Origin of the sequence: Delftia sp. S65 (assembly GCF_016516495.1) — a bacterium.
Classification (GTDB): domain Bacteria; phylum Pseudomonadota; class Gammaproteobacteria; order Burkholderiales; family Burkholderiaceae_C; genus Comamonas; species Comamonas acidovorans.
The window spans coordinates 1-23024 of the sequence record NZ_JACVUR010000054.1; the positions used below are offsets into that span (position 1 = coordinate 1).

The 23024-nt window shown below is 69.3% G+C and carries 20 protein-coding genes; 2 read left to right on the plus strand and 18 right to left on the minus strand.

The genetic code is table 11. From position 1 onward, the window contains the following. Window positions 1-106 precede the first annotated feature (106 nt). The 6 genes from IAE24_RS26840 to IAE24_RS26865 form a co-directional block, all read right to left on the minus strand. A complete protein-coding gene (locus tag IAE24_RS26840; protein WP_199962157.1) occupies window positions 107-1072 on the minus strand; it encodes a DNA/RNA non-specific endonuclease in 966 nt (321 codons plus the stop codon). 140 nt (window positions 1073-1212) lie between these two features. After that, a complete protein-coding gene (locus IAE24_RS26845; protein ID WP_199962154.1) occupies window positions 1213-2424 on the minus strand; it encodes an MFS transporter in 1212 nt (403 codons plus the stop codon). An 11-nt stretch (window positions 2425-2435) separates the two neighbouring features. After that, window positions 2436-2783 carry a DMT family protein gene (locus IAE24_RS26850; protein WP_012203978.1) on the minus strand — a complete coding sequence of 116 codons (348 nt, stop codon included), beginning with the start codon at window positions 2781-2783 and terminating at the stop codon, window positions 2436-2438. Between the two features lie 89 nt (window positions 2784-2872). Then, a complete protein-coding gene (locus tag IAE24_RS26855) occupies window positions 2873-3550 on the minus strand; it encodes a hypothetical protein (protein WP_199962153.1) in 678 nt (225 codons plus the stop codon). A 175-nt stretch (window positions 3551-3725) separates the two neighbouring features. Then, window positions 3726-5060, minus strand: a complete 1335-nt coding sequence (locus IAE24_RS26860) for a sigma-54-dependent transcriptional regulator (RefSeq protein ID WP_199962151.1) — start codon at window positions 5058-5060, stop codon at window positions 3726-3728. Next, the gene (locus IAE24_RS26865) at window positions 5045-6469 is read right to left on the minus strand and encodes a sensor histidine kinase (protein WP_199962149.1); all 1425 of its coding nucleotides are present in this window, start codon (window positions 6467-6469) and stop codon (window positions 5045-5047) included. The genes IAE24_RS26860 and IAE24_RS26865 overlap by 16 nt, the downstream gene beginning before the upstream one ends. A gap of 301 nt (window positions 6470-6770) precedes the next feature. Between IAE24_RS26865 and IAE24_RS26870 the strand changes: the two genes are divergently transcribed. Both IAE24_RS26870 and IAE24_RS26875 read left to right on the plus strand, forming a co-directional pair. Next, window positions 6771-7328, plus strand: a complete 558-nt coding sequence (locus IAE24_RS26870) for a hypothetical protein (protein ID WP_043781120.1) — start codon at window positions 6771-6773, stop codon at window positions 7326-7328. Window positions 7329-7343: 15 nt separating this feature from the next. Further along, window positions 7344-8783: an EAL domain-containing protein gene (locus IAE24_RS26875; protein ID WP_199962147.1), complete on the plus strand. Its 1440-nt coding sequence runs from the start codon at window positions 7344-7346 to the stop codon at window positions 8781-8783. An 87-nt stretch (window positions 8784-8870) separates the two neighbouring features. On the opposite strand, the gene IAE24_RS26880 is transcribed toward IAE24_RS26875, so the two are convergent. The 12 genes from IAE24_RS26880 to IAE24_RS26935 all read right to left on the minus strand — a co-directional run bounded on the left by IAE24_RS26880 (window position 8871) and on the right by IAE24_RS26935 (window position 23010). Next, on the minus strand, window positions 8871-10145 hold the full coding sequence (locus tag IAE24_RS26880; RefSeq protein WP_199962145.1) for a glycosyltransferase: 1275 nt from the start codon (window positions 10143-10145) through the stop codon (window positions 8871-8873). A 34-nt stretch (window positions 10146-10179) separates the two neighbouring features. After that, a complete protein-coding gene (locus IAE24_RS26885; protein ID WP_013803762.1) occupies window positions 10180-11574 on the minus strand; it encodes a sigma 54-interacting transcriptional regulator in 1395 nt (464 codons plus the stop codon). A 50-nt stretch (window positions 11575-11624) separates the two neighbouring features. After that, window positions 11625-13901, minus strand: a complete 2277-nt coding sequence (locus tag IAE24_RS26890; protein WP_071954613.1) for a TadG family pilus assembly protein — start codon at window positions 13899-13901, stop codon at window positions 11625-11627. A gap of 16 nt (window positions 13902-13917) precedes the next feature. After that, a complete protein-coding gene (locus IAE24_RS26895; protein ID WP_224986531.1) occupies window positions 13918-14436 on the minus strand; it encodes a TadE/TadG family type IV pilus assembly protein in 519 nt (172 codons plus the stop codon). A 125-nt stretch (window positions 14437-14561) separates the two neighbouring features. Further along, window positions 14562-15077, minus strand: coding sequence for a TadE/TadG family type IV pilus assembly protein (locus IAE24_RS26900; protein WP_199962143.1), 516 nt, complete (start codon window positions 15075-15077; stop codon window positions 14562-14564). 33 nt (window positions 15078-15110) lie between these two features. Further along, window positions 15111-15551: a DUF3613 domain-containing protein gene (locus IAE24_RS26905; RefSeq protein ID WP_034391041.1), complete on the minus strand. Its 441-nt coding sequence runs from the start codon at window positions 15549-15551 to the stop codon at window positions 15111-15113. Between the two features lie 10 nt (window positions 15552-15561). Then, window positions 15562-16608: a tetratricopeptide repeat protein gene (locus tag IAE24_RS26910; protein ID WP_199962141.1), complete on the minus strand. Its 1047-nt coding sequence runs from the start codon at window positions 16606-16608 to the stop codon at window positions 15562-15564. A gap of 2 nt (window positions 16609-16610) precedes the next feature. Then, complete coding sequence (locus IAE24_RS26915; RefSeq protein ID WP_199962140.1) at window positions 16611-17615, minus strand: type II secretion system F family protein; 1005 nt, start codon at window positions 17613-17615, stop codon at window positions 16611-16613. A 96-nt stretch (window positions 17616-17711) separates the two neighbouring features. Further along, window positions 17712-18674 (minus strand): type II secretion system F family protein, encoded by a 963-nt coding sequence (locus IAE24_RS26920; RefSeq protein ID WP_034391047.1) that lies wholly within the window; start codon window positions 18672-18674, stop codon window positions 17712-17714. Next, the gene (locus IAE24_RS26925) at window positions 18671-19993 is read right to left on the minus strand and encodes a CpaF family protein (RefSeq protein ID WP_012203993.1); all 1323 of its coding nucleotides are present in this window, start codon (window positions 19991-19993) and stop codon (window positions 18671-18673) included. Before IAE24_RS26925 ends, IAE24_RS26920 begins: the two co-directional genes overlap by 4 nt. Window positions 19994-20000: 7 nt before the next feature. Beyond that, a complete protein-coding gene (locus tag IAE24_RS26930) occupies window positions 20001-21506 on the minus strand; it encodes an AAA family ATPase (RefSeq protein ID WP_088166964.1) in 1506 nt (501 codons plus the stop codon). A gap of 4 nt (window positions 21507-21510) precedes the next feature. Further along, entirely contained in the window at window positions 21511-23010 is a 1500-nt protein-coding gene (locus IAE24_RS26935) for a type II and III secretion system protein family protein (protein WP_123692616.1), read from the minus strand. Between the last annotated feature and the right edge of the window lie 14 nt (window positions 23011-23024).

Genomic DNA, 23024 nt, shown 5'->3' on the forward strand with positions numbered 1-23024 from the left:
TCTTGGCGAATCAAGAAAGGGCAGTCGGCCGCCGGGCCGAGACCCGGCCTCGAAAAACAACCCCCCGGCAGGGGCAAGAAGCAGCCCCCTGGCCCACGCCAGAAGACTAGCTGCGCCCCCTCATCACCCCCGCCAACAACGGCATCCCCGTCCTCCGAGTGAACTCCTCATAACTGATCGGCGCACTCATCCGCGTATCCGGGCTATTGGCCTGCCAGTGCGCCCAGGCACGCCCCGTGCTCGCGTCGTAGACCAGCTTGAAAATGTGGCTGGGCACATGGACCTTGCCCGGCCCGATGGTGAGCGGCTGGCCGTCGAACACCGGCCCGGTGAACACATAGACATCGCCCTGGGCGCGCTGGGCGTAGCGGCGCGTGTCCTGCTCGACCTTGCTCCAGACGCCGCCGTTGTGGGTCTGGTCCTGCGGAACCATGTTGGCCAGGCTGAAGCTCTGGGCCATGGCTTCGGGGGAGTACATGTCGCCGGCCGGCGCCATGTGTCCGCGCGAGTAGCCGGAGCGGCGGTAGTCGTCCAGCTCGGCGCGCTCGGCGCGGGGCAGGCGGGCATCGGCATAGAACTTGTCGCTGCGCTTGAGGCCCTGGCCCTGGTCCAGCAGTTTGCGGTTCAGGCGCTCCACCACGAAGACGGGCGTCTTGGTCTGGCCGCTGTGCAGCACGGCAAAGGCGCTGAAGCACAGCTCGCGCTGCTGGGGCTGGATCTGCAAGGCAGGGGGCTCGCCACCGGGGAAGAAATCCCGGCAGTGCGAAAAGCCCGTGGCCATGCTGCCGGCTGGCGGGCTGCCGCCACCGGAGGCCGTGCCCGAACCTGTCTCCGGCTGCTTGCGCAGGTGCTCCAGCCCAGGGATGGGCAGGGTGGACAGGAAGGGCGGCTCGGGAAGCTTGGGGTGCCAGTTCGGGTCCAGGCTGCAGCTGGCGATCTGGAAGGTGCCCGCTGCCGCCACAAGGGCGGCGAACATGGATCGCCACAGTCCGCTGCGGCCGGAGGCTTTCTTCTTGGAGGCGGTGGAGGAACTGCGCTTGCGCGCGGAAGGCTTCTTGTTCTTGACAGTCATTCGGGGGCGGCAGGCGCTGGCCGCTGGGAGGCAAGTCCGCGATGGCGCGGGTTCTGATTCGGGTCCTAGGAATTCTCCTATGTTTCCAGGCCCTCAAATGTTTCCAGATGCCCTGAAAGCTGGCCGCGCATGGCCTGATGTCAGGTCTTTGGCTGGAGGTGTGCGGCCCTTGGTTCGGCAGGCGTGCCGAACCAGCACAGCGCCAGGGCCAGCACCGCGATGCCGCCCAGCGAAAGAAAGGCCGCATCAAAGCCGAAGCGCTGCGCAATCCAGCCCGCCAGTGCCGGGCTGGCGGCCGCGCCCAGGCCCTGCAGCGTCATCACGGCGCCCAGGCCTGCGTTGACGTGGCCGGTGCCGCGCAGCGTCTGCGCGACCAGGCCTGGCAGGGCAACGCCCAGCAGCCCGGCGCCCACGCCGTCGAGCACCTGCACGGGAATCAGCGCCCAGTCCGAATCCCAGGTGGCGGCGACCAGGCCGCGCAGCGGCAGCGACAGCAACGCCGCCTTGACCAGCAGCCAGTAGCCGCTGCGCTGGGCGTGGCGCCCGGCGAGCAGGGCCATGGGGATCATGACCAGTTGCGCCACGATGATGGTCAGCGCCGTGAAGCCGCTGGGGTTGGCATGGCCGCGCGCCACGGCGGCCTGCCCCAGCAGCGGCAGCATGGCGGCATTGCCCAGGTGGAACAGCAGCATGGCCACGGCCAGCACCCGCAGCGCCGGCGTGCCCGTGAGCACGTGCAGCAGGCCGGGTGCGCAAGGCCCGGCCTGCTCTTGGGGCGGCGTGTCTTGCGGGGGTTCATCCAGCCGCATCAGCGCCAGGCAGGCCAGCGAGGCGCAGCCCATCAGGGCCATGAGCACGAAGACGGAGGGCAGTCCCCAGCGCAGGCCCATGGCCCCCGCCAGTGCGGCCGTGGCCACGTTGCCGGCGTGGTTCCAGGCTTCGTTGATGCCCAGTTGCCGGGGCAGGTCCGCATGGCCGGTGATCTGCAGCGTGATGCCCAGCAGGCAGGGCGCGATGAGCGCCGCGACCACGCCGGTGATGACCTGCGATGCCGCCGTCACGGCCAGCGACGGAGCGATCCAGATGGCCAGGTTGCCCGCCAGCAGCAGGGCGATGGCCGCGGCCAGCAGCCGGCGCTTGCGGCGCGAGGCATCGACCAGCGCGCCCAGTGGCGTGGTAGCCAGCATGCCCGCGATGCCGCCCAGGGCCATGACGTAGCCGATGTCGTCCAGCCGCCAGCCCTGGGCGAGCAGGAACACGCCCAGGAACGGCCCCAGGCCGTCGCGCACATCGGCCAGGAAGAAGTTGAGCCCCGGCAGCCAGCGCCGCGCATGGTGGTGTGTGCGGTGCATGGCGGCTTCCTTCAGCGCAGGGGGCCCTTGAACACGAAGAAGGCGCCCAGGCAGATGAAGCCGAAGCCCACCAGGTGGTTGAGGGTGAGCTTCTCGCCCAGGTAGAGCACGGAGAAAACGGCGAACACCACCAGCGTGATCACCTCCTGGATGGTCTTGAGCTCGGCCGCGCTGTAGACCTCATGGCCGAGCCGGTTGGCTGGCACGGCAAAGCAGTACTCGGCCAGCGCGATCAGCCAGCTCACCAGGATGACGAGGTACAGCGGCCGGTTCTCGAACTTCAGGTGCCCGTACCAGGCGAAGGTCATGAAGACGTTGGAGATCAGCAGCAGCAGGACGGGGGCGATCTTGGGGGACATGGCGGGGTTCGGTGAAGGCGGGAAAGCAGGAAAGCAGAACAGCAGGAAGGGGCAGGAGCCCGCCCGGCCCCGGGGACCGGGCGGTGGTCTTAGCGCGCGCGGTCGTACAGCGGCTGCAGGTCCGACAGGCTGGCACCCATGCTGGTGGCCTCCAGCGAGGTGCCGTGCGCGTTGCGCGTGCCCAGGCCCGAGGCGGCAAACAGCTGCCCCGGCTGCAGCGGCTGCTGCAGCGCATGGGGGGCAAAGCGCACGATGGCGCCGTCGGACAGGATGACGCCGTTGGCATCGCCGCGCGGGCCGGTGAGTACGACGTCAATGCGGCCCTGGGCCTGCTGCGTCTGCAGGCCGGCCATGCGCAGGTGCGGCGGCATGGGGTGCGCGCCGTCGCGGGCGGGCGGCTGGTCGTACACGGTCTGGCCGCTGGCCGAGTTCACGATGGCATCTGCCTTGACCGCACCACCGGCTTCGCTGCGGCCGATGATGCGCACCGTGTCGCCCACCTTCACGGCTGACGTGAGCGCGTCGGACATATGCGGCGGGAACCGGACCACCGTGCCGTCGGTCAGGCGCAGGCCGTCCACCTCTCCATACGGATTGGTCAGCAGCCGGGCGACGGCGCTTTCGAGCACGGCCTGTGCGTGCGGCGCACCAGGCCCTGCAGGGGCTGAAGGGCCTGAAGGGGCGAAGCCACCGGGCGGCACGGCATGCGCATTCAATGCGCTGGAACCCAGCCACAGAACGGCGGAGGAAAGAACAAATCGGGACATGAGGGCTCCTTGGTTGGCGATGGACACGCATCCGTCAATGCAAGTGCCATGCCATCAGGAATTCTCATGAAATCAAGGGCTTGCAGCGGATGCTGCGGGCCCGGTGTCCGATGTGGAGACAGCCGGTGTCACCGTATCGGACACATGCGGCGCCGTCCGTGTGCCCATTGCTGCCTCAGCCCAGCCCGAACTCCGCCAGCTTGCGGTACAGCTGCTGGCGCGACAGGCCCAGGCGGCGCGCGGCCTCGGCACGGTTGCCCGTGGCGGCGGCCAGGGCACGCGTGACCATTTCGCGCTCCAGCTGGGCGACGGCGGCGGCCAGCGGGCCGTTCCAGTCGATGGCGGGCCCGTGCGCCACGGCAGGCTGCAGGCCGATGTGCTCGGCCCCGATGACCGGCCCGGGGCACAGCAGGGCCGCGCGCTCCATGGCGTTGCGCAGCTCGCGCACGTTGCCGGGCCAGTCGTGCGCCAGCAGCAGGCGTGCGGCGTCGGCACCCAGGCGCTTGGGCGAGGCGCCGCCGCCTTGGCGCAGGAAATGCTCGGCCAGCAGCAGCACGTCGCCCAGGCGCTCACGCAGCGGCGGCAGGTGCACGGGCACGACCTGGAGCCGGTACCAGAGATCCTCGCGAAAGCGCCCCTCCTTGACGGCGTCCGGCAGGTCGCGGTGCGTGGCCGCGATGATGCGCACGTTCACGGGCAGCGCCCGGCTGGCGCCCACGGGCGTGATCTCGCGCTCCTGCAGCGCCCTGAGGATCTTGGCCTGCGTGGGCAGCGGCATGTCGCCCACTTCATCGAGGAACAGCGTGCCGCCCTGCGCCTCGCGAAAGCGCCCGGCGCGGTCGCTGACAGCGCCCGTGAAGGCGCCCTTCACATGGCCGAAGAGTTCGCTTTCCATCAGGTCGGCGGGAATTGCCGCGCAGTTGACGGCCACGAAGGGGCGCTCCGCCCGGGCGCTGTTGCGGTGCAGGGCTCGGGCCACCAGTTCCTTGCCCGTGCCGGTCTCGCCCAGCACCAGCACGGTGGCGTCGCTGTCCGCCGCCAGGCCGATGCGCTTGAAGACCTGCCGCATGGCCTCGCTGCCGCTGACCAGCTCGGCTTCATCGCCTTCCGGCTCCTGGTTCTGCGCCACGTTCTCGGGGCTGCCGGCCTGGCCGGCACTGAGCAATGCGCGCTCCAGCACCTCGACCAGCGAGGTTCTGGCAATGGGCTTGGTCAGGTGGTCGAAGGCGCCCAGGCGCATGGCCTCGATGGTGTTGCTGCCGCTGGCGTAGGCCGTGAGCATGATGCAGGGCGCCCGCGAGAGGCTGCGGGCCTTGCGCAGGAAGGCCAGCCCGTCCTCGCCGGGCATGCGCAGATCGACGATGGCCACATCCACCGAACCGGCCTGCAGCACCTGCAGCCCCGCCGCCACCGTGGGCGCCGCACTGACCGCGTGGCCCAGGTCGCCCAGCATCTCGGCCAGGCTTTCGCGGAAGGCCGTGTCATCGTCAACGATCAGGATGCGGGCCATGGAAATTCCATTTCTATGCGGGTGCCTTGTGTTGTCTTGCCCAGCGCGATGCGGCCGCCATGGGCCAGCACGATTTCGCGCACCAGCGCCAATCCCAGCCCGGTGCCGCCGGGGCGCGCGGTGGTGAAGGGCTCGAACAGCGTGTCGCGCAGTTCGGGCGCAATGCCCGTGCCGTCATCGGCCACCCACAGTTGCAGCGGGCTGTTGCGGTGGGAAACGGTGGTGCCGCTGCGGTCCGCGCCCAGTTCCACCCGGCCGCCGGCCGCCGTGTGCGCCAGGGCGTTGAGAAGCAGATTGTCCAGCGCCCGGGCCATCTGCACGGGGTCCAGCAGAGGGCGGCGCCCATCCTGCAGGTCCCGGGCAAGGCCGGCGGACACTGCCGTTGCCAGTTGCACGCCCCTGGCCTGGGCCAGTTCGGCATGTGCCTGCAGCCTTTCTTCCAGCAGCTGCTGCAGGTCCACCGGCTCCGGTTGCACTCGGAAGGGCTGGGTCAAGGCCAGCAGGCTCGATACCAGGTCTTCCAGGCGCGCGGTCTGGGCCAGCACGGCCTCCAGGGCGCCCTGGCTGCGCGCTTCGCGCAGCGGCGCGGGCGCTGCCAGCGCGTTCTCGGCCTTCATGCGCATGGTGCCCAGCGGGTTGCGGATCTCGTGCGCCAGGCCTGCGGACAGCCGGCCCAGCGTGGCCAGCCGCTCGGCGCTGAGCAGTTGCTGCTCCATCTGTGCCGACTGCCGCTGCCAGCGCCGGAGCATTCTGCCCAGCCACAGGCCCGAGACCAGGACCATGCCCAGCAGCAGGCTGACGGCAAGGATGAGGGGGTTGACCACGTCGGCGCTGATCAGGGGAACGCGCATCAGCGTCCAGGCCACCAGGGCGGGCGCATCGGCCTGGGCCGGGCAGGCGGCAAAGACCACCGCCTCGCGCAGGCCGGGGCGCAGGTCGGTCACCAGCCCCGCGCTGTCCCGCGCGCGCTGGGCGGTGGAGGCGATGCGCTCCATCTCCGCACTGGGCGCATCGCGCTTGATGCCCGAGCCGTCATAGGTGGGAAACGCATAGGCCACCACGCCGGGGCCCTCGCGCCAGAAGCCGCCTTCCATGCCCGGGCGCTCGCGCAGCGCCAGGTCCAGCACGGCCTGCGCGGCGGACCGGGCCTGTGCGCTGGGCGTGTCCGCCGTCAACCCCGCCAGCCCCATGCGCGCGGCCCCGGCCTGCAGTGCGCTGCAGCTGACGCCTGCGGCGTCGCGGGCGCGGGAAACCTGCTGGTCGGTGCCCTGCCGACTCAGCAGCAGCAGCAGCCACGCCAGCACCAGGGCGACGGCCGAGATGGTGAGCCAGAGGATCACCAGATCCCGTTGGATGGACTTTTGCGGGGACAGGGCCGGCTCCTGAAAGTGATGCGCTGGAACATACACCGAAAGGGGGGCTGCGCCTGGCAGCCAGGGCCGCGTCGCCCCGCGCGGCCGCCGTGAAAAGTAACGCCGTGGCGCGCCGGCGTTACGTGACATCGCCCGTAACGCCGCGGGGTGACATGGCGGCGGCTGTGCGTGGGTGTCCAAATAAATCAATAGGTTACAGATGGCTTTGCGTTGGATGAAGACGTCCAGGCCCATGGCACGCTTGTTGCAACAGGATGCAAAAAGCTTGTCGCAGTGTCTGGAAAACCGGGTGCTGCGCCACGCACCCCATCGATCGCTGTCTTTCGGAGGAGAAACCATGGCCGCTGTCTCGTTGTCGTTTGCAGGCGTGCCCCTGCCGCGACTGCGCGCCCACCCGGACAGGGCGCGCAGCAAGCCGTTGAACGTGCCAGCCTCGTTTGCGTCTGCGGCAGTGCCGCGCGCTTCTGGCTTTGCCTCTGCGCGCGAGGCCGGTGATGGAGGCGCGCATGCACAGATGGCACCGGTGGCAATGCTCACGCGCGTGAGCGAGGGCGTGCGCATCGTGCGGCGCAACGATGTGATCGCGGCCCAGGCCGGCGCCGTGCTGCAGCAGGGCGACCGCGTCATCGTGCCCCAGCAGGGCGGCGCGCAGGCCGTGTTCCAGGAGCAGGACGGGCAGGCGCTGCTGGGCAGCTTCGCTGGTGGCACGGACGCCACGCTGGCGTATTTCAGCCGCAAGGCGGATGCCTGCTCGGTGGTCTTTGACCTGGTGGCCGGCCATGTGGACCTGGCGCTGTCGGCCGTGGATGCCGGTGTGCTCGGCGGCGGGCCATCCGGCCGGGGGCGCAGGGCGATCGGATTTCACTGCTATTCACAACCCATTGCAGGCCGTTGAATGAAGGAGCACACCATGCACGACGACATCATCGAAGCTCCGCCCGGCGACACCCCTGTGGACCTGGCCATCTGGCTGTCGCCCCTGCAGACCTGGCGCAGCGTCTACGGCAACGGCTTCTGCGACGAGGCCATGCGGGCCTGCGTGGACCGGCTCACGGGCCTGGGCATCGATGCCGAATCGTTGGAGCGTGCGGGCGACACGGTGCTGGTTCGGGGGTTCGATCCCCGCACGATGGCTGACACGGTGCTGCCCGGCAATCAGGCCCGGCATGGCTGGATGCATGCGCTGGAGTCCGCCCTGGTGCGCGACCCGGTGGTGGACGGCGCGCGCCAGGCCTATCTGCGCGCCGAGGTGCAGGCGCTGGGCTGCGTCTCCTTGACGGGCCTGCACGAGATACGCGGCAAGGGCCACGCCACGGCGGGCGTCCAGGACATGGCGGTGCGCAGGATGCACCCCAGGCTGATCAAGGCCTACCAGGCCGACATGCAGTTGGCGGGCCGCCTGCTGGACGATCTGCGGCTGGGCCACCTGGCGCTGGCATTCCAGCCCGTGACGCTGCTGGAGCCTGCAGGCATGGCAGGCGGGGGCAGTGGGGCCGGCGCGGGCCGCACGCTCTACCACGAGTGCCTGCTGCGTCGCAGCGTGTTCTCTGCCTACGACAACTACGCCGTGCCCCATGCCATCGAGGCGCTGGAGCGCCTGGGCCTGGCCGCGCGGCTGGACCGCAGCGTGCTGTGGTCGGTGATAGGCGCGCTGGAGATGAAGACCGGCCACAGCCTGGGCTGCAATCTGTCGGCCGCCTCGTTCTGCGACGACGCCTGGTGGGATGGCGTGTTCGACTACCTGGAGGACCGGCCCGAGATCGCCCAGCGCCTGGTGCTGGAGATCACCGAGACCGGCGCCTTCCCCTGCGAGAAGGCCGCGCTGGGCCTGGTGCGGCACCTGCAGATCCTGGGCGTGCGCGTGGCGCTGGACGACATCGTGCCCCGGCGCGGCGGCCTGGACATTCTGGGCAAGCTGCGCGCCAACATCGTCAAGATCGACAAGTCCGTGCTGGACCAGAGCCTGCAGGCCCGGCCTTCGGCCCGGATGATGCAGGGCCTGGTCAGCCTGTGCGCCGACCGGGGCGCCTGCGTGATCGTGGAAGGCATCGAGTCCGCCCAGGGCCTGGAGGCCGTGGCGCTGGCGGGAGCCCATGGCGCGCAGGGCTTCTTCATCGCCCGGCCCTCGCTGCATGGCCTGCTGGACCAGGTGGTGCGCGTGGAAGACGTGCTGGAGGTGCTGGAGGCGACCGAGGTGCAGGACGGCGACGAGCTGGACATGGCCCTGAGCTGGAGCGGCATGGAGCGCATGTCTGCTCTTGTGGCGGCCTCCACTGTGTCTGGTGGAGCCGAGGTGTCGGCCGCCGAGACCGGCATGGGCACGGGATTTTTCCTGCAGGCGCGGGCCTGAGGCCTGGACCGATCCCGGGCCTGGGCCGCGCCTGGGTCGCGCCTGACCCGTGCCTGGCCCGCGCCTGGCCCGGGCCGGTGCGGCACCTCACTCCAGCATCAGCGGGGCGGCCCTGCGCCGCGCCATGGCCAGGCGGAACAGGTCCATGAAGCGCGGAGCCACGTTGGAGATGTGAAAGCGCTTGCCCGTCTCGCGCGCGGCCCGGCCGTAGCGCCGGCGCCGGGCCGGGTCGTCGCGCAGCTGGCGGATGGCGCCGATCCAGGCGTCGTCGCTGTCGGGCAGCAGCAGGCCGTTGACATCGTTTTGCACCAGCTCCGGCACAAAGCCCCAGTTCGATCCGATCACGCAGCCGCCGCGCGCCAGGATCTCCATCAATCCCCAGTTGGCCACGCCGTAGCGCAGCGGGTAGAGGAACAGGTCCACCGAGGCCAGCGTGCGCGCGAACTCGTCATACGGCAGCTTGCCCGGGAACTCCACCACCTGGGCGGCCGGGTGGATCTGCAGAAGATGGTCGCGAAAGCTGGCCACCTTGCCCTGGTAGCGGCGCTCCACCCACTGCTGTTCGTAACCGTAGGTCACGGCCGTGGGGTCGCCCAGGGCGATGAAGCGCATCTGCTGGCCGTCGCCCTCGCGCACCAGTCGGTCGACCAGGCGCATGAAGGTCTCGAAGCCCTTGGAGCTGGACAGGTCGCGCGATGAGAAGGCCACGGTGAAGCGTGTGTCCTGGCGCGGCGGTGGCTCGGCCTGCTCGTCGGGCGCCTGGATGTCGAAGCCCTCGAACTGCACGGCCACGCGCTCCTGCAGCAGCGGCGGGAACAGCGAGCGCGCATGGGCGCTGGGCGTGATGGTCAGGTCGCTGCACAGCACCTGGTGGTAGTGCAGCATTTCCATGTTGCGGTCGGCCAGGCGCTGGGACAGGTCGGGCGGGTAGTCGGGCTCGTTGCCGTGCACGCGGTAGCTGGGGAACTCGATGTAGCTGACGATGGCGGCATCGATCTCGCCGTACAGCAGGTTGGGCGCGGCCCACAGCGAGTGGGCGACCACCACGTCGATGCGCTTGCCCTTTTCCTTCTCGAAGGCCTGCAGGCCCTGCAGCAGGCCGCGGCCTATGCGTGCCGAGCGCTCCACCTTGCTGGAGTAGTAGTAGCTTTGCGGGCCGACGATGTCGCCATCGGGCCGGAACGACAGCAGGTGGTCGCACTGGCTGGCGTAGTTCTCGGCATGGCCGGGCATGGTCATGAACCAGCTGTCGGCCGCGCCGCTGGCGCGAAGGTGGCTGCACAGCAGGCTGTACTGGCTGGGGTAGACGGCGCTGACGAAGATGATGACCGGCTTGTCCTGCATGTTCGTGGAGGTCTCCATGGCGTGGGGGATGGGGATGTGTCGGAGGGCGTGCTCAGCCCGGCACGGGCACTTCGGGCTCGCCGTCGCTGATCTGGTACTTGCGCATCTTTTCCCAGAGCACCTTGCGGCTGATGCCCAGGTGCTGGGCCGTGTTCTGGCGCTTCCAGTCGTTGGTGTTGAGCGCCGCGATGATGCGGTTGCGCTCGTCCATGTCCCAGTTGCTGCGGTCGGCCAGCAGGGGCTCGGCGGCGCCCGCGTCCGGCGGGAAGGTGGTGGCCGACAGGGCCTGGGCGTGCTGCAGGATGCGCTGCGTGGCGCCGTCGGCGTTCCAGTCGCGCGTCTGGCGGGCGGCCACGCCGATGCGCTCGGCCAGGTTGCGCAGCTCGCGCACATTGCCGGGGAAGTACATCTGGGCCACGGCGTCGAGGATGAAGAAGGGCGCCTCGCCCAGCTCCTTCATCGTGGCCTCGCCCACCACCTTGCGCAGGATGGCGTGGAAGATGGCCAGCTTGTCGGCCTCGCCGCGCTCCTCCAGGCTGGGGATCTGCAGCTCGATCACGGCCAGGCGGAAGAACAGGTCGGCCCGGAAGCGCCCCTCGCGCACCAGCCCGCGCAGCGGCTTGTTGGTGGCCGCCACCAGCCGGAAGTCCAGCCGCACGGCGGCGGCCGACCCCAGCCGCGTGATGGCGCGCTCTTCCAGCACGCGCAGCAGCTTGACCTGCTGGTACAGCGGCAGGTCGGCAATCTCGTCCAGGAACAGCGTGCCGCCGTTGGCCTGCTCCAGATAGCCCTTGTGGGCATTCACCGCGCCCGTGAACGAGCCCTTGGCATGGCCGAAGAACAGGGACTCGAACAGCCCGTCCGGGATGGCGCCGCAGTTGACCACCACGAAGGGGCCCTGGCCGTAGCGGTTGTTGCGCTCGTGCAGCCGCTCGGCAATGCGCTCCTTGCCCACGCCGGTCTCGCCGATGATGAGCACGCTGTGCTCGCAGTCGGCAAAGGTGTCCACGTCGCGCAGCAGGCGCTGCATGCAGTCGGCCACGGCGATGATGTCCTCCGAGCGCTGCACCTGGCGCTGGTTGCTCTGCATGCGCCGCAGGATGCGCACCAGCATGGCGCGCAGCTCGGCCCCCGTGAAGTCGAAGGGCAGCACATGCGAGTACTCCATGGCATAGGTGCCGGCGTTGGCGTCGCGCTGCTTGGCGCTGACCCACAGCACGGGCATGCCGAAGGTGCCCTCCACGCCCTGGCGCGTGAAGCGCGCGCCCTCCAGCACCGAGACGCTGACCACGGCGATCGCATTGCCCAGCTCGCTGGTGTCGGCGGGCAGGGTCAGCCCGTCGGCGCGCACCACGTCCACGCCCAGGTTGAGCACGCAGCGCTCCACCCGCTCGGCGATATCGGCCTGGCCTTCCCAGACATAGATGACGAGCTCGTCCAGATTCACGTTGCATTCCCTCGTTGTCGATTCATGGATTGGATGGCCTTGCCTGCCGTTCAGAAAACCAGTTGCGCCGTGTCGCAGCCGATGGACAGGGCCTTGATGTCGGTGCGGCCCACCTCCAGCCCCAGCGTGTCCTTGAGCACGCTGGTCAGCAGCGTGCCCACGCCGTTGAGGATGGGCTTGAGCACGGTGGTGACCAGCGGCTTGAGCAGGGTGCACAGGGCGCCGGTGCAGGTGAGGTTGTTGTCGCGGTTGAGCAGGGACTGGATCTCGGGGCTGTTGGGGTTGATCGCGTACAGGTACTGCGGGTGCGAGGTCAGCAGCTTGGTCACGTTGTTCTTGACGCAGCCATTCCAGTTGAGCAGCGAGCTGAGCAGGCCCGCGCAGCTCTGGTAGCCGTTGTCGTAGGTGGAGATGCCCAGCACATCCAGCAGGCCGCCGGGCACGCTGGTGTAGGAGTTGAGGGCGGCCGAGAACGTGCCGCTGTTCCAGGTGGAGGACGGGCAGGCCACCAGCAGGCAGGACTTGGCGATGGCGTTGTTGAACGTGAAGTTGGACGTGAGCAGCGGCGGCATGTAGTCCTTGTCGCCGGCCACGCCGCGCCCGCTGAGCAGCAGGTTGGTGAGGCTGGTCACGTTGTAGAGCCCGTTCACCATGGAGGCGTCCAGGTAGGAGCCCAGCAGGCGCGTGGTGATATCGGTCGGCGTGCTGTTCGGTGGCTGCAGCAGGCCGCTGAGCAGGTTGAGCAGCCCCGTGACGATGTTGTTGACCGTGTCGCCCAGCGCCAGCTGGTTCACCTGCGTGGAGCGGTTGGTCTTGGACCAGTTGGGGTCGGCCGGGTCTTCGTAGCCGGGCTCCATGCCCAGGCCCGTGGTGGAGTCCGTGTACTCCAGCGCCGGCACCCACAGCTTGCCGTTCAGCACGGGCAGGTGCAGCAGGGTGATGAGCTGCTCATTTTGCAGGCCCTTCTCGCAGCTTTGCTTGTTGTTGGGGTCCATCTTGCCCACGCAGGCGTTGAGGATGGAGGACTTGACCGACAGGTCCATGGTCTGCGGGCTGGCGCTGCACTGCAGCGCGGTCAGCGTGCCCGTGGCGTTGGTGATGTCCACGGCAATGGGCAGCTTGACCTGGGTGCCCAGGATGTCCTTGACCAGCCATTTGAGTGCGCCGCCCAGCAGCTGGTCCGTGTCCACGTTCAGGTTCAGGCGGATCTGCGCGCTGTAGCCCTGCGTGCCGACGGGGCCCACGGCAATGGTGGGCGGCTGCACGATGGTCAGCTGGCCCTTGATGAGCCCGGCCACATCCAGCTGGTTGGCCTGCAGCGCATGGCCGTTGGCGCCGATGGCAATGGCCGTCTTCAGCAGGTCGCCAATGCCCAGCTGCACATCCATGGCCGCGTTCAGCGGATCGGTGCGGCCGGCGCCCAGGAAGGCGAACAGGCCCTTCTGGTCATCCAGGCTGCCCAGCGGGATCTTGATGGTGCTCAGGCCCGCGTTGATGATCTGGGTCTTGAGCGCATTGAGCTGCACGGCCAGCGCGTTGTCGGTGATGGCGCTGATGGAGGCGTCGATCACGTTCAGCAGGGTGACGCTGGCGATGTTGGCCAGGCCCTCGGGCGACAGCGCGCGCAGCTGCTCTATGCCCAGGTTCACGCCCAGGGCCTTGAGCAGGCCGGCCGGGCTGATCTTGGCATCGGCCAGGCCCTTGGAGTCCAGCAGGGTCAGCATGCCCACGTCCAGCCCCACCAGGCCCAGCAGCCCGCCCAGCGGCGTGTCCTTGTTGAAGCGCAGCAGCTGCGAGCCCACCTGGAAGGACGCCACCGAGTCGTTGCGCATGGCAATGGCCTCGGCCACCACGGCACGGCTCCAGGGACCGGGGAAGATGGTGGGCGAGGTGCCTCCCACCGTCACGCGCGCCGCGTTCAGCGGGCCGGAGCTGGCGTCGAAGAAGCGGCCGCCGCTCGATTGGCGTGCCGGGTCCGCCGGGTTCCAGTTTCCGCAGCTGACCACGGTCTGGGTGCTGTTGCGGGTCAGCGGGACCGGCCAGTTGGCCGTGATGCTGTCCTCGCCCGCCGTCACGCATGCGGCGCGGTTGCTGCGCTCGGCATTGATGGCCTGGGCCGCCTGGGTGGCCGCCAGATCGGCAATGCGCTGCAGGTCGCGCTTGGCGTAGTACATGTAGCCCAGGTCCACGACGCCGAGCAACAGGAACAGCACCGAGCCCAGCAGGGCGAACTGCACGAGCAGGCTGCCGCCTTGCCGGCGCCCTTGTCGGCGCCCTTGCCGGCGCGTTCGGGGGCGGTGTACGGATGCGGGGAGGTGGGTGAGCATGCTCTGGTCCTCCTGTCTAGCTGCCGGGCGCAAGCCTGATCAGGCTGCGGGACTCCAGGCGCGTGGGTTCGCCCAAGGTCTGGCTGCCCACCTGCAGGCCCTGGCCCAGCACGGGGGGAAGCATGTAGACCACGCTCAGCGTGGCCTGGGAAGTGCCCCAGTTGATCTGTATCTGGGTGGGCGCCGTGCCCGCTGGAATGCCGCTGGCCGCCAGGCTCTGGTTCACCACATCGCTGGTGGCCTGCAGGATGTTGGCGCGTTCGGCCGGCTTGGCCGGGTTGTAGCCCGCCATCCCGCCAAAGGCCAGATGCTGGACCATGCGCGCACCATCGCCCGTGGCACGCGCCAGCGACTGCTGTGCCTGCAGCACGCGCCAGTACACGAACATGCCCATCAGCAGCATCACCATCACCCCGGCGATCAGCGCGAACTCCACCGCCGCCACGCCACGCTGCCGCCTGCGCAGCCCTGCCGCGAAGGTATCGCCGGTGTCCTGCATGAACTCGGCCGATGCAGCAGGGCGTGCCCCACGCACGGCATGCCCCAACCCAGGGACACCGAGGAAGGGCCGCCCCGCCCCGAGGGTGTCGCCGGTGGCCCGTATGCCCCCCTCCCGCGAAGCGAGAGAGGGGGAAGGCGCGAAGCGACTCAGGGGGAGCTTCATAGCCCCCCCCTGTCCACCATGATGTTGGCGCTGGCCGTCAACGTGGTGGGCATGACCAGGCCGAAGCCCGGCAGGGCGGGCGCTATCGGGCTGGTTCCATAAGGGATGGTGAAGCCCACGCGCACCATGCAGCGTTCGGCAACCAGCACGCCGCAGGTCAGCGTGGCCGAGCACAGTTCGCTGTTCTGCAGCCTGCAGATGCGCACGTCGATGCTGCCAGCCGTGGGCCTCAGGTCGGCGGGCAGCCAGTCGAGCCGCTGCTGCACCAGGCTGCGGGCCGCGTCCAGGCGGGCGCTGCGGCTGGTCTGGTAGCGCAGCGTGGCCCGCGCGGCGTCTTCGGCGGCGGCCTGCATGGATTCGCGCACCAGGAACGCCAGCCCGTAGCTGATGCAGGCATACAGCAGGGCAAAGAACACCGGGAAGATGATGGCCCACTCCAGCGCATACACCCCCCGCTGCCGCAGGCTGGCAGATCGGTGAGGGCGGTGAGTGCGGGGTTGGCGCCGGGTCATGGTCGTTCCTGCAAGCCGTGGCCGGGGCCGGCCTCAGTTCTTGCCGCCGGCTTCGACGCCGGTCTTGTACAGGGCGGGGATTTCCGTCTCGAAGCTCTTGAGGTAGCGCGCATAGCTGCGCCGCGCCTGCTCGCCCGCGATGGGGCGCGCACGCTGGCCCGGCTGGCTGTGCTGCATTTCCAGCAGCCGCAGGGTGCCCCCGCCGATGTCGATCTCGCGCCGGGGCAGGTACATCACGGTTCCATCGGGGTTGGTGTAGAGCGTGTAGCCGACCAGGATGGAGTCGGTGGAGGGCTCGGCGAACACATGGGGCCGTGCATCCACCTGCTCGGGCGGGCTCTGCACCTCGCCAAAGGCCTGGGCATGCAGCGCGGCCGTGGGAAGCAGGGCCAGACCGGCGGCCAGCAGCCAGGGGGCCAGAGCGTTGGCGACTGCAGTGCGGCGCGGTGGGTCCATGCGGTATGTGTCTGGCATGTCGTGCTCCTCAAAGTGGCGAGGCCGGTGCTGCGCCTGCGGCGCCGGGCGGCTCGGAAAGAAGAATGCGCCGGGTGATGCCGGCCGGCAGGGTCTCGGGCAGGGCCTCGGTGGCGCGTGCTTCGGGGCGGGTGCCCAGGGTCGGCACAGGGGGGAGTGCAGGGGGCAGCACAGAAGGCAGCACAGGGACGCTGGACACAGCGGCACCGGCACCGGCACCGGCACCGGCCTCTGCGGGCAGGCTGTCGCCGCGCAGGCGCACGGCATCGCGCACGCTGGCCAGCTGTGCCTGCAGGGTCTGCAGCGAGGTCTGGTCGATCATGGGCAGGGCGCCCTTGGCCTGGGGCTGGGCCAGCTGGCGCAGCAGCTGCGACGCCTGGGCCTGGTTGCCGCTGGCCAGCCAGAACAGCGCCATGTTCAGCTGCACACGTGCGTTGGCCGGGGCGAGTTGCGAGGCCTGCATGATGGGCATCTGCGCGGCGGCCAGCCGGCCGTCGAGCATGTGGGCGTAGGCCAGGTCACTGAGCACGTTGGCGTCGATGGGGTTGAGCTGGCGCGCCTTGTCCAGCTGCTCCACGGCCTGGCCATACTGGCCCTGGCTTGCGTACAGCAGGCCCAGGCCGCGCCGCGCCCGCGCCGTGGTGGCGCCCTGCAGCAGCGCCAGGTAGGCCTGCCGGGCCTGCTCGACCTGGCCGGTGTTGCGCAGCGCATCGGCCCGCATCAGGCGCGACTCCGGGTTCACGCCGTACTGCTGCTCGAAGGCTTCGGTGTGCGCCAGCGAGGCATACCACTGGCCCGCCTGCTGCATCTGCGTGATCAGGTCCAGATAGGTCTGGGCGTTGTCCACCTGGGTGGCCTGCTGGGCGTTCTGCAATTGCTGCTGGGCCTGGGCGGCGGTTTCCTGCTGCGCGGAAGGGGCGCCGTAGCCCTGCGGTCCCTTGCTGGCGCAGCCGGCCAGGGCCAAGGTCAGGGCTGCCAGGGTTGCAAGGGGTGCAAGGGTTGCAAGGGGTGCCGGTGCTGGCGTCCGCCCTGCGCGGGTGTTTTCCTGGTGTCGCATGCCTAGCGTCCTCCCATGGTGGTCAATGCCCTGATCACGGCCAGGAAGCCGGGGCCCGCCGTGATGACGAGCAGGGCGGGCAGCAGCGTGAGGACCATGACGCCCGTCATCTTGACGGTGATGGAACCTATCTTTTCCTTGAAGCTGGCCTGGCGCTTTTCGCGCAGCCGGATGCTGAATTCCCGCAGCGGCTCCTGCACGGCGCCGCCATGCTTGTCCACCTGCACCAGCAGGTTGACGATGGCGCTCATGTCGTCGTCGGCGCTCATGTTGACCATGCGCTGGAAGGATTGCTCGCGCGTTCGCCCGGTGTTGTAGAGCTGGTTGGCCAGGGCCAGTTCTCCGCTGATGACGCGCAGCACGCTCTTAAATTCCGAGGCCAGGATCTGCAGGCTCTGGTCCACGCTCAGGCCCACGCCCTGCAGCAGCCGCAGCAGGTCGACGAACAGCGGCAGTTCCTCGACCACCTGCTCGCGCCGGCCCTTGGCCCGCGAGCGCAGAAACCATTTGGGAAGCATGAGCCCCAGGCTCACCCCGAGAAAGCCGTAGATCAGCGCCGCGTTTTCGCCGGGGCGCAGCACACCCAGCGCCAGCAGGGGCAGGACCACGCACAGCACCATGCGGCTGGCCACATAGGCCATGCTGCCGTTGCGCGTGCCCACGCCGGCCTGGTCCAGCAGCTTGCGGTCCTCATCGGCCAGCAAGGCCTTGGCCACGCCCCATTGCAGCCAGGCCGGGGGCGGGAGGTTGGCGGCCACCGCCTGTGGCGAATCGGAGGAGCGCACGTTGATGGACAGCGGGTTGAGCAGCTGCGCATCGTTGGCCTGCATGGCGCTCTTCGTGGCGGCCTTCGGGGTCGATGCGGTATCGCGCGCCTGCAATATCCTGGCGACCTGGCTGGAGGCACGGGCAGAGCGCCACAGCTTCCACATCAGGGCGCAGGCCCACAGCACCAGTCCCAGCGCGCCCAGGCTGATGCTGGCGATCCACAGTTGCTGCGTGGTCATGCGTGGCTCCTTGCGCAGACGGATGGGTGGGTCTGTACCTGTGCCTGTGCCTGTGCCTGTGCCTGTGCCTGTGCCTGTGCCTGTGCTGTCATGGGTTCACCTCAGCTTGGCCAGCCGGTAGAGAAGAAAGGCGCCCAGGGCCTCCAGGGCGGCGGCGACCAGGACCATGGTCTGGCCGCTGTCGTCGTTCCACATGCGCATGAAGTAGCCGCGGTTGATCACCATGATCAGCGTCCCCACCACCAGGGGCAGCAGGGCCAGCACCCAGGCCGACATGCGGATCTCGGAGGACAGCGCATGCAGCTCGCGCTCGGCGGACTGGCGGTCGCGGATGTAGGCCGATACACGCTCCAGCACCAGGTCGGCGCGGCCGCCATAGCGCACGCTCATGCGGAACACGGCGGCCAGCAGGCCGAATTCGGGCAGGCGCCAGTTGCGCTCCAGCTGGCCCATGGCCTGCCCCAGGTCGGGCGATGCGCTGAGCATGGCCGCCGCCTGCTGCAGCGCGTCGCCCAGCGGATCGGGGACGTTGTTCAGCGCCATCTGGAAGGCCGCATGGGGCGAGTTGCCGATGGAGATCAGGCGGACCATGTTGTCCAGGAAGCCGGGCAGTTGCTGCAGCAGTCTTTCGCGGCGCTTGGCCTGCCGCCGCCAGATGCCGAAGGCCAGCACCACGGCATACAGCACGGCCACCACCAGCCCCGCGGCAGCGCCTGCCTGGCTGGTCGCCAGCAAGGCCAGCACCAGGCCGGTGATGGCGAACAGGGCCAGGGTGTTGGACGAGATTCCCCAGGACTGGACGCCCAGCCGCTGGGCCAGCCACTGCACGGCAGCGGGTGAGGGCGCGGGCTGCGCCGCGGGGGCGCGGAAGGCGGGCTCGGCCATGGGCGGGGAGGGCGAGATCACCTCCCGGTGGCCGTCCACGCTGCGCTTCATGTGCAGGTTGATCGACTGCTCATGCTCCTTGCGGCGCCCGCGCATGATCACCCACAGCGCCAGGGCCAGCAGCAGGCAGGCCAGCGCGCCGAGGATGAGGACGGCGGGTGCCAGGCCTGTCATCGCACGCCTCCGTGGCCGGTCTGCTGCTGCATGCGCCACCAGCTCAGCAGCTTGGGCGAGTGCGGCGAGATGCCCAGCGACACCCACTGGTCGATCTCCTGCCCGTCAGGGCCCACCTGGGGCTCGTAGCGGTACAGCTCCTGCATGGAGATCATGTTGTCCGTCATGCCCGTGACCTCGGTCAGCGACAGCAGGCGGCGGCGGCCGTTGGACAGGCGGCCGATCTGCACGATGAAGTCCACGGCATTGGCGATCTGGCGGCGCAGGCTGACCTCGCTGCCCTGAAAGCCCGCGAAGCCGGCCAGCATTTCGGCGCGGTACAGGCATTCGCGCGGGGAGCTGGCGTGGATGGTGCCCATGGAGCCGTCGTGGCCGGTGTTCATGGCCTGCAGCAGCTCCAGCACCTCGCCGCCGCGCACCTCGCCGACGATGATGCGGTCGGGCCGCATGCGCAGGCTGTTGCGCAGCAGGTCGCGGATGCTGACGTGGCCCGAGCCGTCAAAGCCGCCGGGGCGGCTTTCCAGCCGCACCACGTGGTTGTGGTTGAGGGCCAGCTCGGCCGTGTCCTCGATGGAGACGATGCGCTCGCTGCCCGGGATGAAGCTGGCCAGCGCATTGAGCAGGGATGTCTTGCCCGAGCTGGTGCCGCCGCTGACCAGGATGTTGCAGCGCGCCTGCACGGCCATCTCCAGGATGCGGCAGATGTCCTGGTTGAAGGTGCCCAACTGCACCAGTTCGGGCGGTGTCAGCGGGTCCTTGCGGAACTTGCGGATGGAGACCGAGGGACCGTCGATGGACAGCGGCTCGATGATGACGTTGATGCGCCCGCCATCGGGCAGGCGGGCATCGACCATGGGGCTGGACTCGTCCAGGCGCCGGCCCAGCGGCGCCAGGATGCGGCGCACGATGCGCAGCACATGCTCGTCGTCCTTGAAGTGCAGCGTCTCGCGCTGAAGCACGCCGCCGCGCGAGACGTAGATGTTGCCGTGGCCGTTGATGAGGATGTCCTCGACCAGCGGGTCTTCCAGCAGCGGCTGCAGCGGCCCCAGTCCCGTGAGCTCGCGCGTGAGGGCGCGCGCCACCTGCAGCGCCTCCTGCTCGTTGACGGGCACGGAGTGCAGGCGGATGAAGCTGTCCAGCTCCATCAGCACGAACTGCGCGATGGCGGCCTGCGACCAACGGCCGAACTCGGCACCCAGCTCCTCGATGCGGCTGAGCAGGTGCTCGTGCGTGCGGTTCTTCAGGTCGAGGAACAGCGCGCTTCGCTCGAACTCGCTGGCCTGGGCGTCGGCCAGATGGGAATAAGCCGTGGTCGTCATGGTGCGTTCAGCTTCTTGTTCGGTGGAAGAAACGGTTCAGGCCCCGGGCGGGCGCGGCCTGATCGCCCGCATGGGCCTGGTGGTGGGTGGTGATCAGCAAGGTGGCGAGCTTGTCCACGGCCTGCACATAGGGCTCGCGCTGCAGCCGGCTGGGCAGCAGCTGGCCCTGGTTGACGGCCTGGACCAGTTCGCGCCGGCGCTCGGGAATGGTGGCCAGCAGCGGCAGCTGCAGTTGCCTGGCGATCTGCGGGGCCTCCAGCTCCAGCTGGCTGTCGTGCCGGCTGACGATGAGCTGCACGCGCTCGCGATCGACCTTTTGCTCGTCGAGCTGGCGCAGCAGCTCGGTGGTGGAGACCACGCTGGCCACGCTCTGGTCGCAGACCACCCAGATCTGGCTGGCGCGCAGCGCCACGCGCATGGCCAGCTGCGTGGGCACGACGGCCCCCAGGTCGGCCACGATGTGGCGGAAGTACTGGCGCAGGCGCAGCAGCAGCGCGTCGGCATCGGCATAGGAGACGTCGCGCAGGCGGGCGGGCTGGCGCGGCAGCGTGAGCAGGCGCAGGCCGCTTTCATGGCGGGCCAGTCCCGTCGATGCCAGGCGCCGGTCGAAGCGGCGCAGGTTGTTGACGGCCTCGATGAAGTCGAAGTCGCCCAGCGTGCCCAGGTACAGCCCGCAGTCGCCGCTGGGAAAGCCCAGGTCGATGAGCAGGCCGTCCAGCGTCTCGTTGCTGATCTCGCGGGGCGTGGCGTCCTTGCCCGGCACGGCCGTCGTGCCATGCAGGCGCTTTTGCAGGTACCAGGCCAAGTGCGATGCCATGAGGCTGCTGCCCAGGCCGGCGCGGGCCGACATGATGGCGGTCAGCGGCGCGTTGGGCATGCCCGAGGCCGACGGGGGCACGCGCTTGATCAGATCGATCACCGTCTGGTGCGCGGCCTGCACGGGGCCGTCCACGTCGAGGAAGTCCTGCACCCCGGCGCGCAGCGCGGCCAGCATGCACTGCGGGTACTTGGTGCGGCCCACGGCCAGGCAGGGCAGGTGGGGGTGGGAGATGTGCAGCTGGGAGGCCAGGTGGGCCGCCTCGTCGGTGGACAGCGGGTCGAAATGCACGAGCACGGCATGCGGCATGTAGCGCTGCACCTGCTCGGTGACGTTGTCCTGGAACCGCGCCACATGCAGCCGTGCGCCGTCCAGCATGTGCTGCAGCCAGGCCTGGGCCAGCGAGCTTTCGGGGGTGCCTGCGTGGATGAAGAGCAGCTCCACCTGCAGGTCGTTGTCGAGCGGCTGCGGCGTCGGGCGGGGCGCGGCGGGCGCGGGCATCCTGTCCAGCGGTGACTTGTCCTGCGCGAGCGGTGATCTGTCCTGCGCAAGCGCATCGGTGCCGGGCTGCGGCTTGCCGGCCAGCGAGGCCGAGGAACGCAGCCCCAGCAGGGTCTCCAGCGAGGTGGGTGAGCCGATGGCCGGCGAGCCTGTGGCGTCCACAGGCGAATCGGTTGCGGTGGGCTTGCTTGTCATGTCGTCAGTACGAGAAGCCGGGTACGGCGGTCTGGGTGCTCATTCCGCCGGCGAGGTAGGGCAGCCAGACCTTGCCGGCGTTGCGCTGCTCGGATTGCGCACCGGGCAGCAGGGCTTCGAGATTGGTGCTGGCGGGAAGCGGGTGGACCAGGCGCGGGGTGACGATGATCACCAGCTCGGACTCTTCCTGCGTGTAGTTGAGGTTCTTGAAGAAGGTGCCCAGGATGGGCAGATCGCCCAGCACCGGCACCTTGCTGACGTTGGAGGTGGTGGCACGGCTGACCAGCCCGCCGATGACGAAGCTCTCGCCATCGGCCAGCTCCACCGAGGTGTCGGCGCGGCGCGTGCGGATGGCGGGCACGGTGACGCCGCTGATGGTCACGCCGCTGTTGAAGTCCAGGTCGCTGGCCTCGGGCGAGACCTTCAGGGCGATGCGATCGTCCGACAGGATGGTGGGCGTCAGCTGCAGCTTGATGCCGAATTCCTTGTACTGGATGGCGATGTTGCCGTCGCGCGCGGGCACCGGGATCGGCAGCTCGCCGCCGGCCAGGAAGCTGGCGTTCTGGCCGGTCTGGGCCAGCAGGGTCGGCCGGGCCAGCACGCGCGCCATGCCATTGCCTTCGAGGATGCTCAGCTGCGTGACGATGCCGGCGCCGCTGAAGGCCTTGCCGAAGGTCATCACCAGGCTCATGGCGCTGGCAATGGCCGACGAGGTGTTGTTGGACACGCCGCCCGAGCCCGTGCCTCCCGTGCCGCCCGAGCCGGTATTGCCCGTTCCCGTTCCTGTCCCCGTGCCGTTGGTATTGGTGCTGATGCTGCCCACCACGCCGGGGCTGAAGCTGCCGAAGCTGAAGCCCTGGTTGTTGCGCCCGCCGCTGTAGATGTTGACGCCGATGCGCTTCATCGCGGATTTCTTGAACTCCACCACCTGCACGTCCACCTGGACGGTGTTGCTCTTGACGTCGATCTGCGCGTTGTCCACCAGCAGCGTCTGGGCGGGCGCGTACTGGCGCAGTTCGGCCACGGCCTGGGCATGTTCTGGAACCGAGGTCAGGCGCTTTTCCAGCAGCAGGTGCTGGCCGCGGACCTGGACCTCCCAGCGCTGGGGTGCGCCACCTTTCTGGGGCCACACCACCAACGTGGTGCTGCCCTGGGCCTTGGGCGTGAGCAGCAGCTCGGTGCCGCCGGAGCCGGAGCCGGCACTGGCGCCGGAGCCCGGCGTGGCGCGCAGCAGTTTCACGTCCAGCACATTGGGGTCGCCCACGGCGATGCGGCCCGGAATACTGGCCAGCGGCATCAGGTGCTGGCGTCCGGCCACCAGCTGCAGGGAATCGCCAGAGGGCATGTCCCCGGCGCCGGGGGCGTGCATGCCTTGGACGGCAGCGGTGTCCGCAGGCGCCGACACCGCTGGCGGCAATGCCAGCAAGGCCATGCTGCCGCACAGTGTCCAGACCGCGCGCTGCAGCGGTGTTGCTCCGGCCGTCGAGATGTTCTTGCACTTCATGGCATCTCCCTCTT

Excerpts from the sequence above, each read along its gene's own strand:
- IAE24_RS26840 (WP_199962157.1), bottom strand. The coding sequence starts at position 1,072 with ATGACTGTCAAGAACAAGAAGCCTTCCGCGCGCAAGCGCAGTTCCTCC.
- IAE24_RS26915 (WP_199962140.1), bottom strand. The coding sequence starts at position 17,615 with ATGACCACGCAGCAACTGTGGATCGCCAGCATCAGCCTGGGCGCGCTG.
- IAE24_RS26935 (WP_123692616.1), bottom strand. The coding sequence starts at position 23,010 with ATGAAGTGCAAGAACATCTCGACGGCCGGAGCAACACCGCTGCAGCGC.
- IAE24_RS26905 (WP_034391041.1), bottom strand. The coding sequence starts at position 15,551 with ATGCCAGACACATACCGCATGGACCCACCGCGCCGCACTGCAGTCGCC.
- IAE24_RS26875 (WP_199962147.1), top strand. The coding sequence starts at position 7,344 with ATGCACGACGACATCATCGAAGCTCCGCCCGGCGACACCCCTGTGGAC.
- IAE24_RS26920 (WP_034391047.1), bottom strand. The coding sequence starts at position 18,674 with ATGACAGGCCTGGCACCCGCCGTCCTCATCCTCGGCGCGCTGGCCTGC.
- IAE24_RS26930 (WP_088166964.1), bottom strand. The coding sequence starts at position 21,506 with ATGACAAGCAAGCCCACCGCAACCGATTCGCCTGTGGACGCCACAGGC.
- IAE24_RS26850 (WP_012203978.1), bottom strand. The coding sequence starts at position 2,783 with ATGTCCCCCAAGATCGCCCCCGTCCTGCTGCTGCTGATCTCCAACGTC.
- IAE24_RS26925 (WP_012203993.1), bottom strand. The coding sequence starts at position 19,993 with ATGACGACCACGGCTTATTCCCATCTGGCCGACGCCCAGGCCAGCGAG.
- IAE24_RS26860 (WP_199962151.1), bottom strand. The coding sequence starts at position 5,060 with ATGGCCCGCATCCTGATCGTTGACGATGACACGGCCTTCCGCGAAAGC.
- IAE24_RS26880 (WP_199962145.1), bottom strand. The coding sequence starts at position 10,145 with ATGGAGACCTCCACGAACATGCAGGACAAGCCGGTCATCATCTTCGTC.
- IAE24_RS26900 (WP_199962143.1), bottom strand. The coding sequence starts at position 15,077 with ATGACCCGGCGCCAACCCCGCACTCACCGCCCTCACCGATCTGCCAGC.
- IAE24_RS26890 (WP_071954613.1), bottom strand. The coding sequence starts at position 13,901 with ATGCTCACCCACCTCCCCGCATCCGTACACCGCCCCCGAACGCGCCGG.
- IAE24_RS26845 (WP_199962154.1), bottom strand. The coding sequence starts at position 2,424 with ATGCACCGCACACACCACCATGCGCGGCGCTGGCTGCCGGGGCTCAAC.
- IAE24_RS26855 (WP_199962153.1), bottom strand. The coding sequence starts at position 3,550 with ATGTCCCGATTTGTTCTTTCCTCCGCCGTTCTGTGGCTGGGTTCCAGC.
- IAE24_RS26910 (WP_199962141.1), bottom strand. The coding sequence starts at position 16,608 with ATGCGACACCAGGAAAACACCCGCGCAGGGCGGACGCCAGCACCGGCA.
- IAE24_RS26870 (WP_043781120.1), top strand. The coding sequence starts at position 6,771 with ATGGCCGCTGTCTCGTTGTCGTTTGCAGGCGTGCCCCTGCCGCGACTG.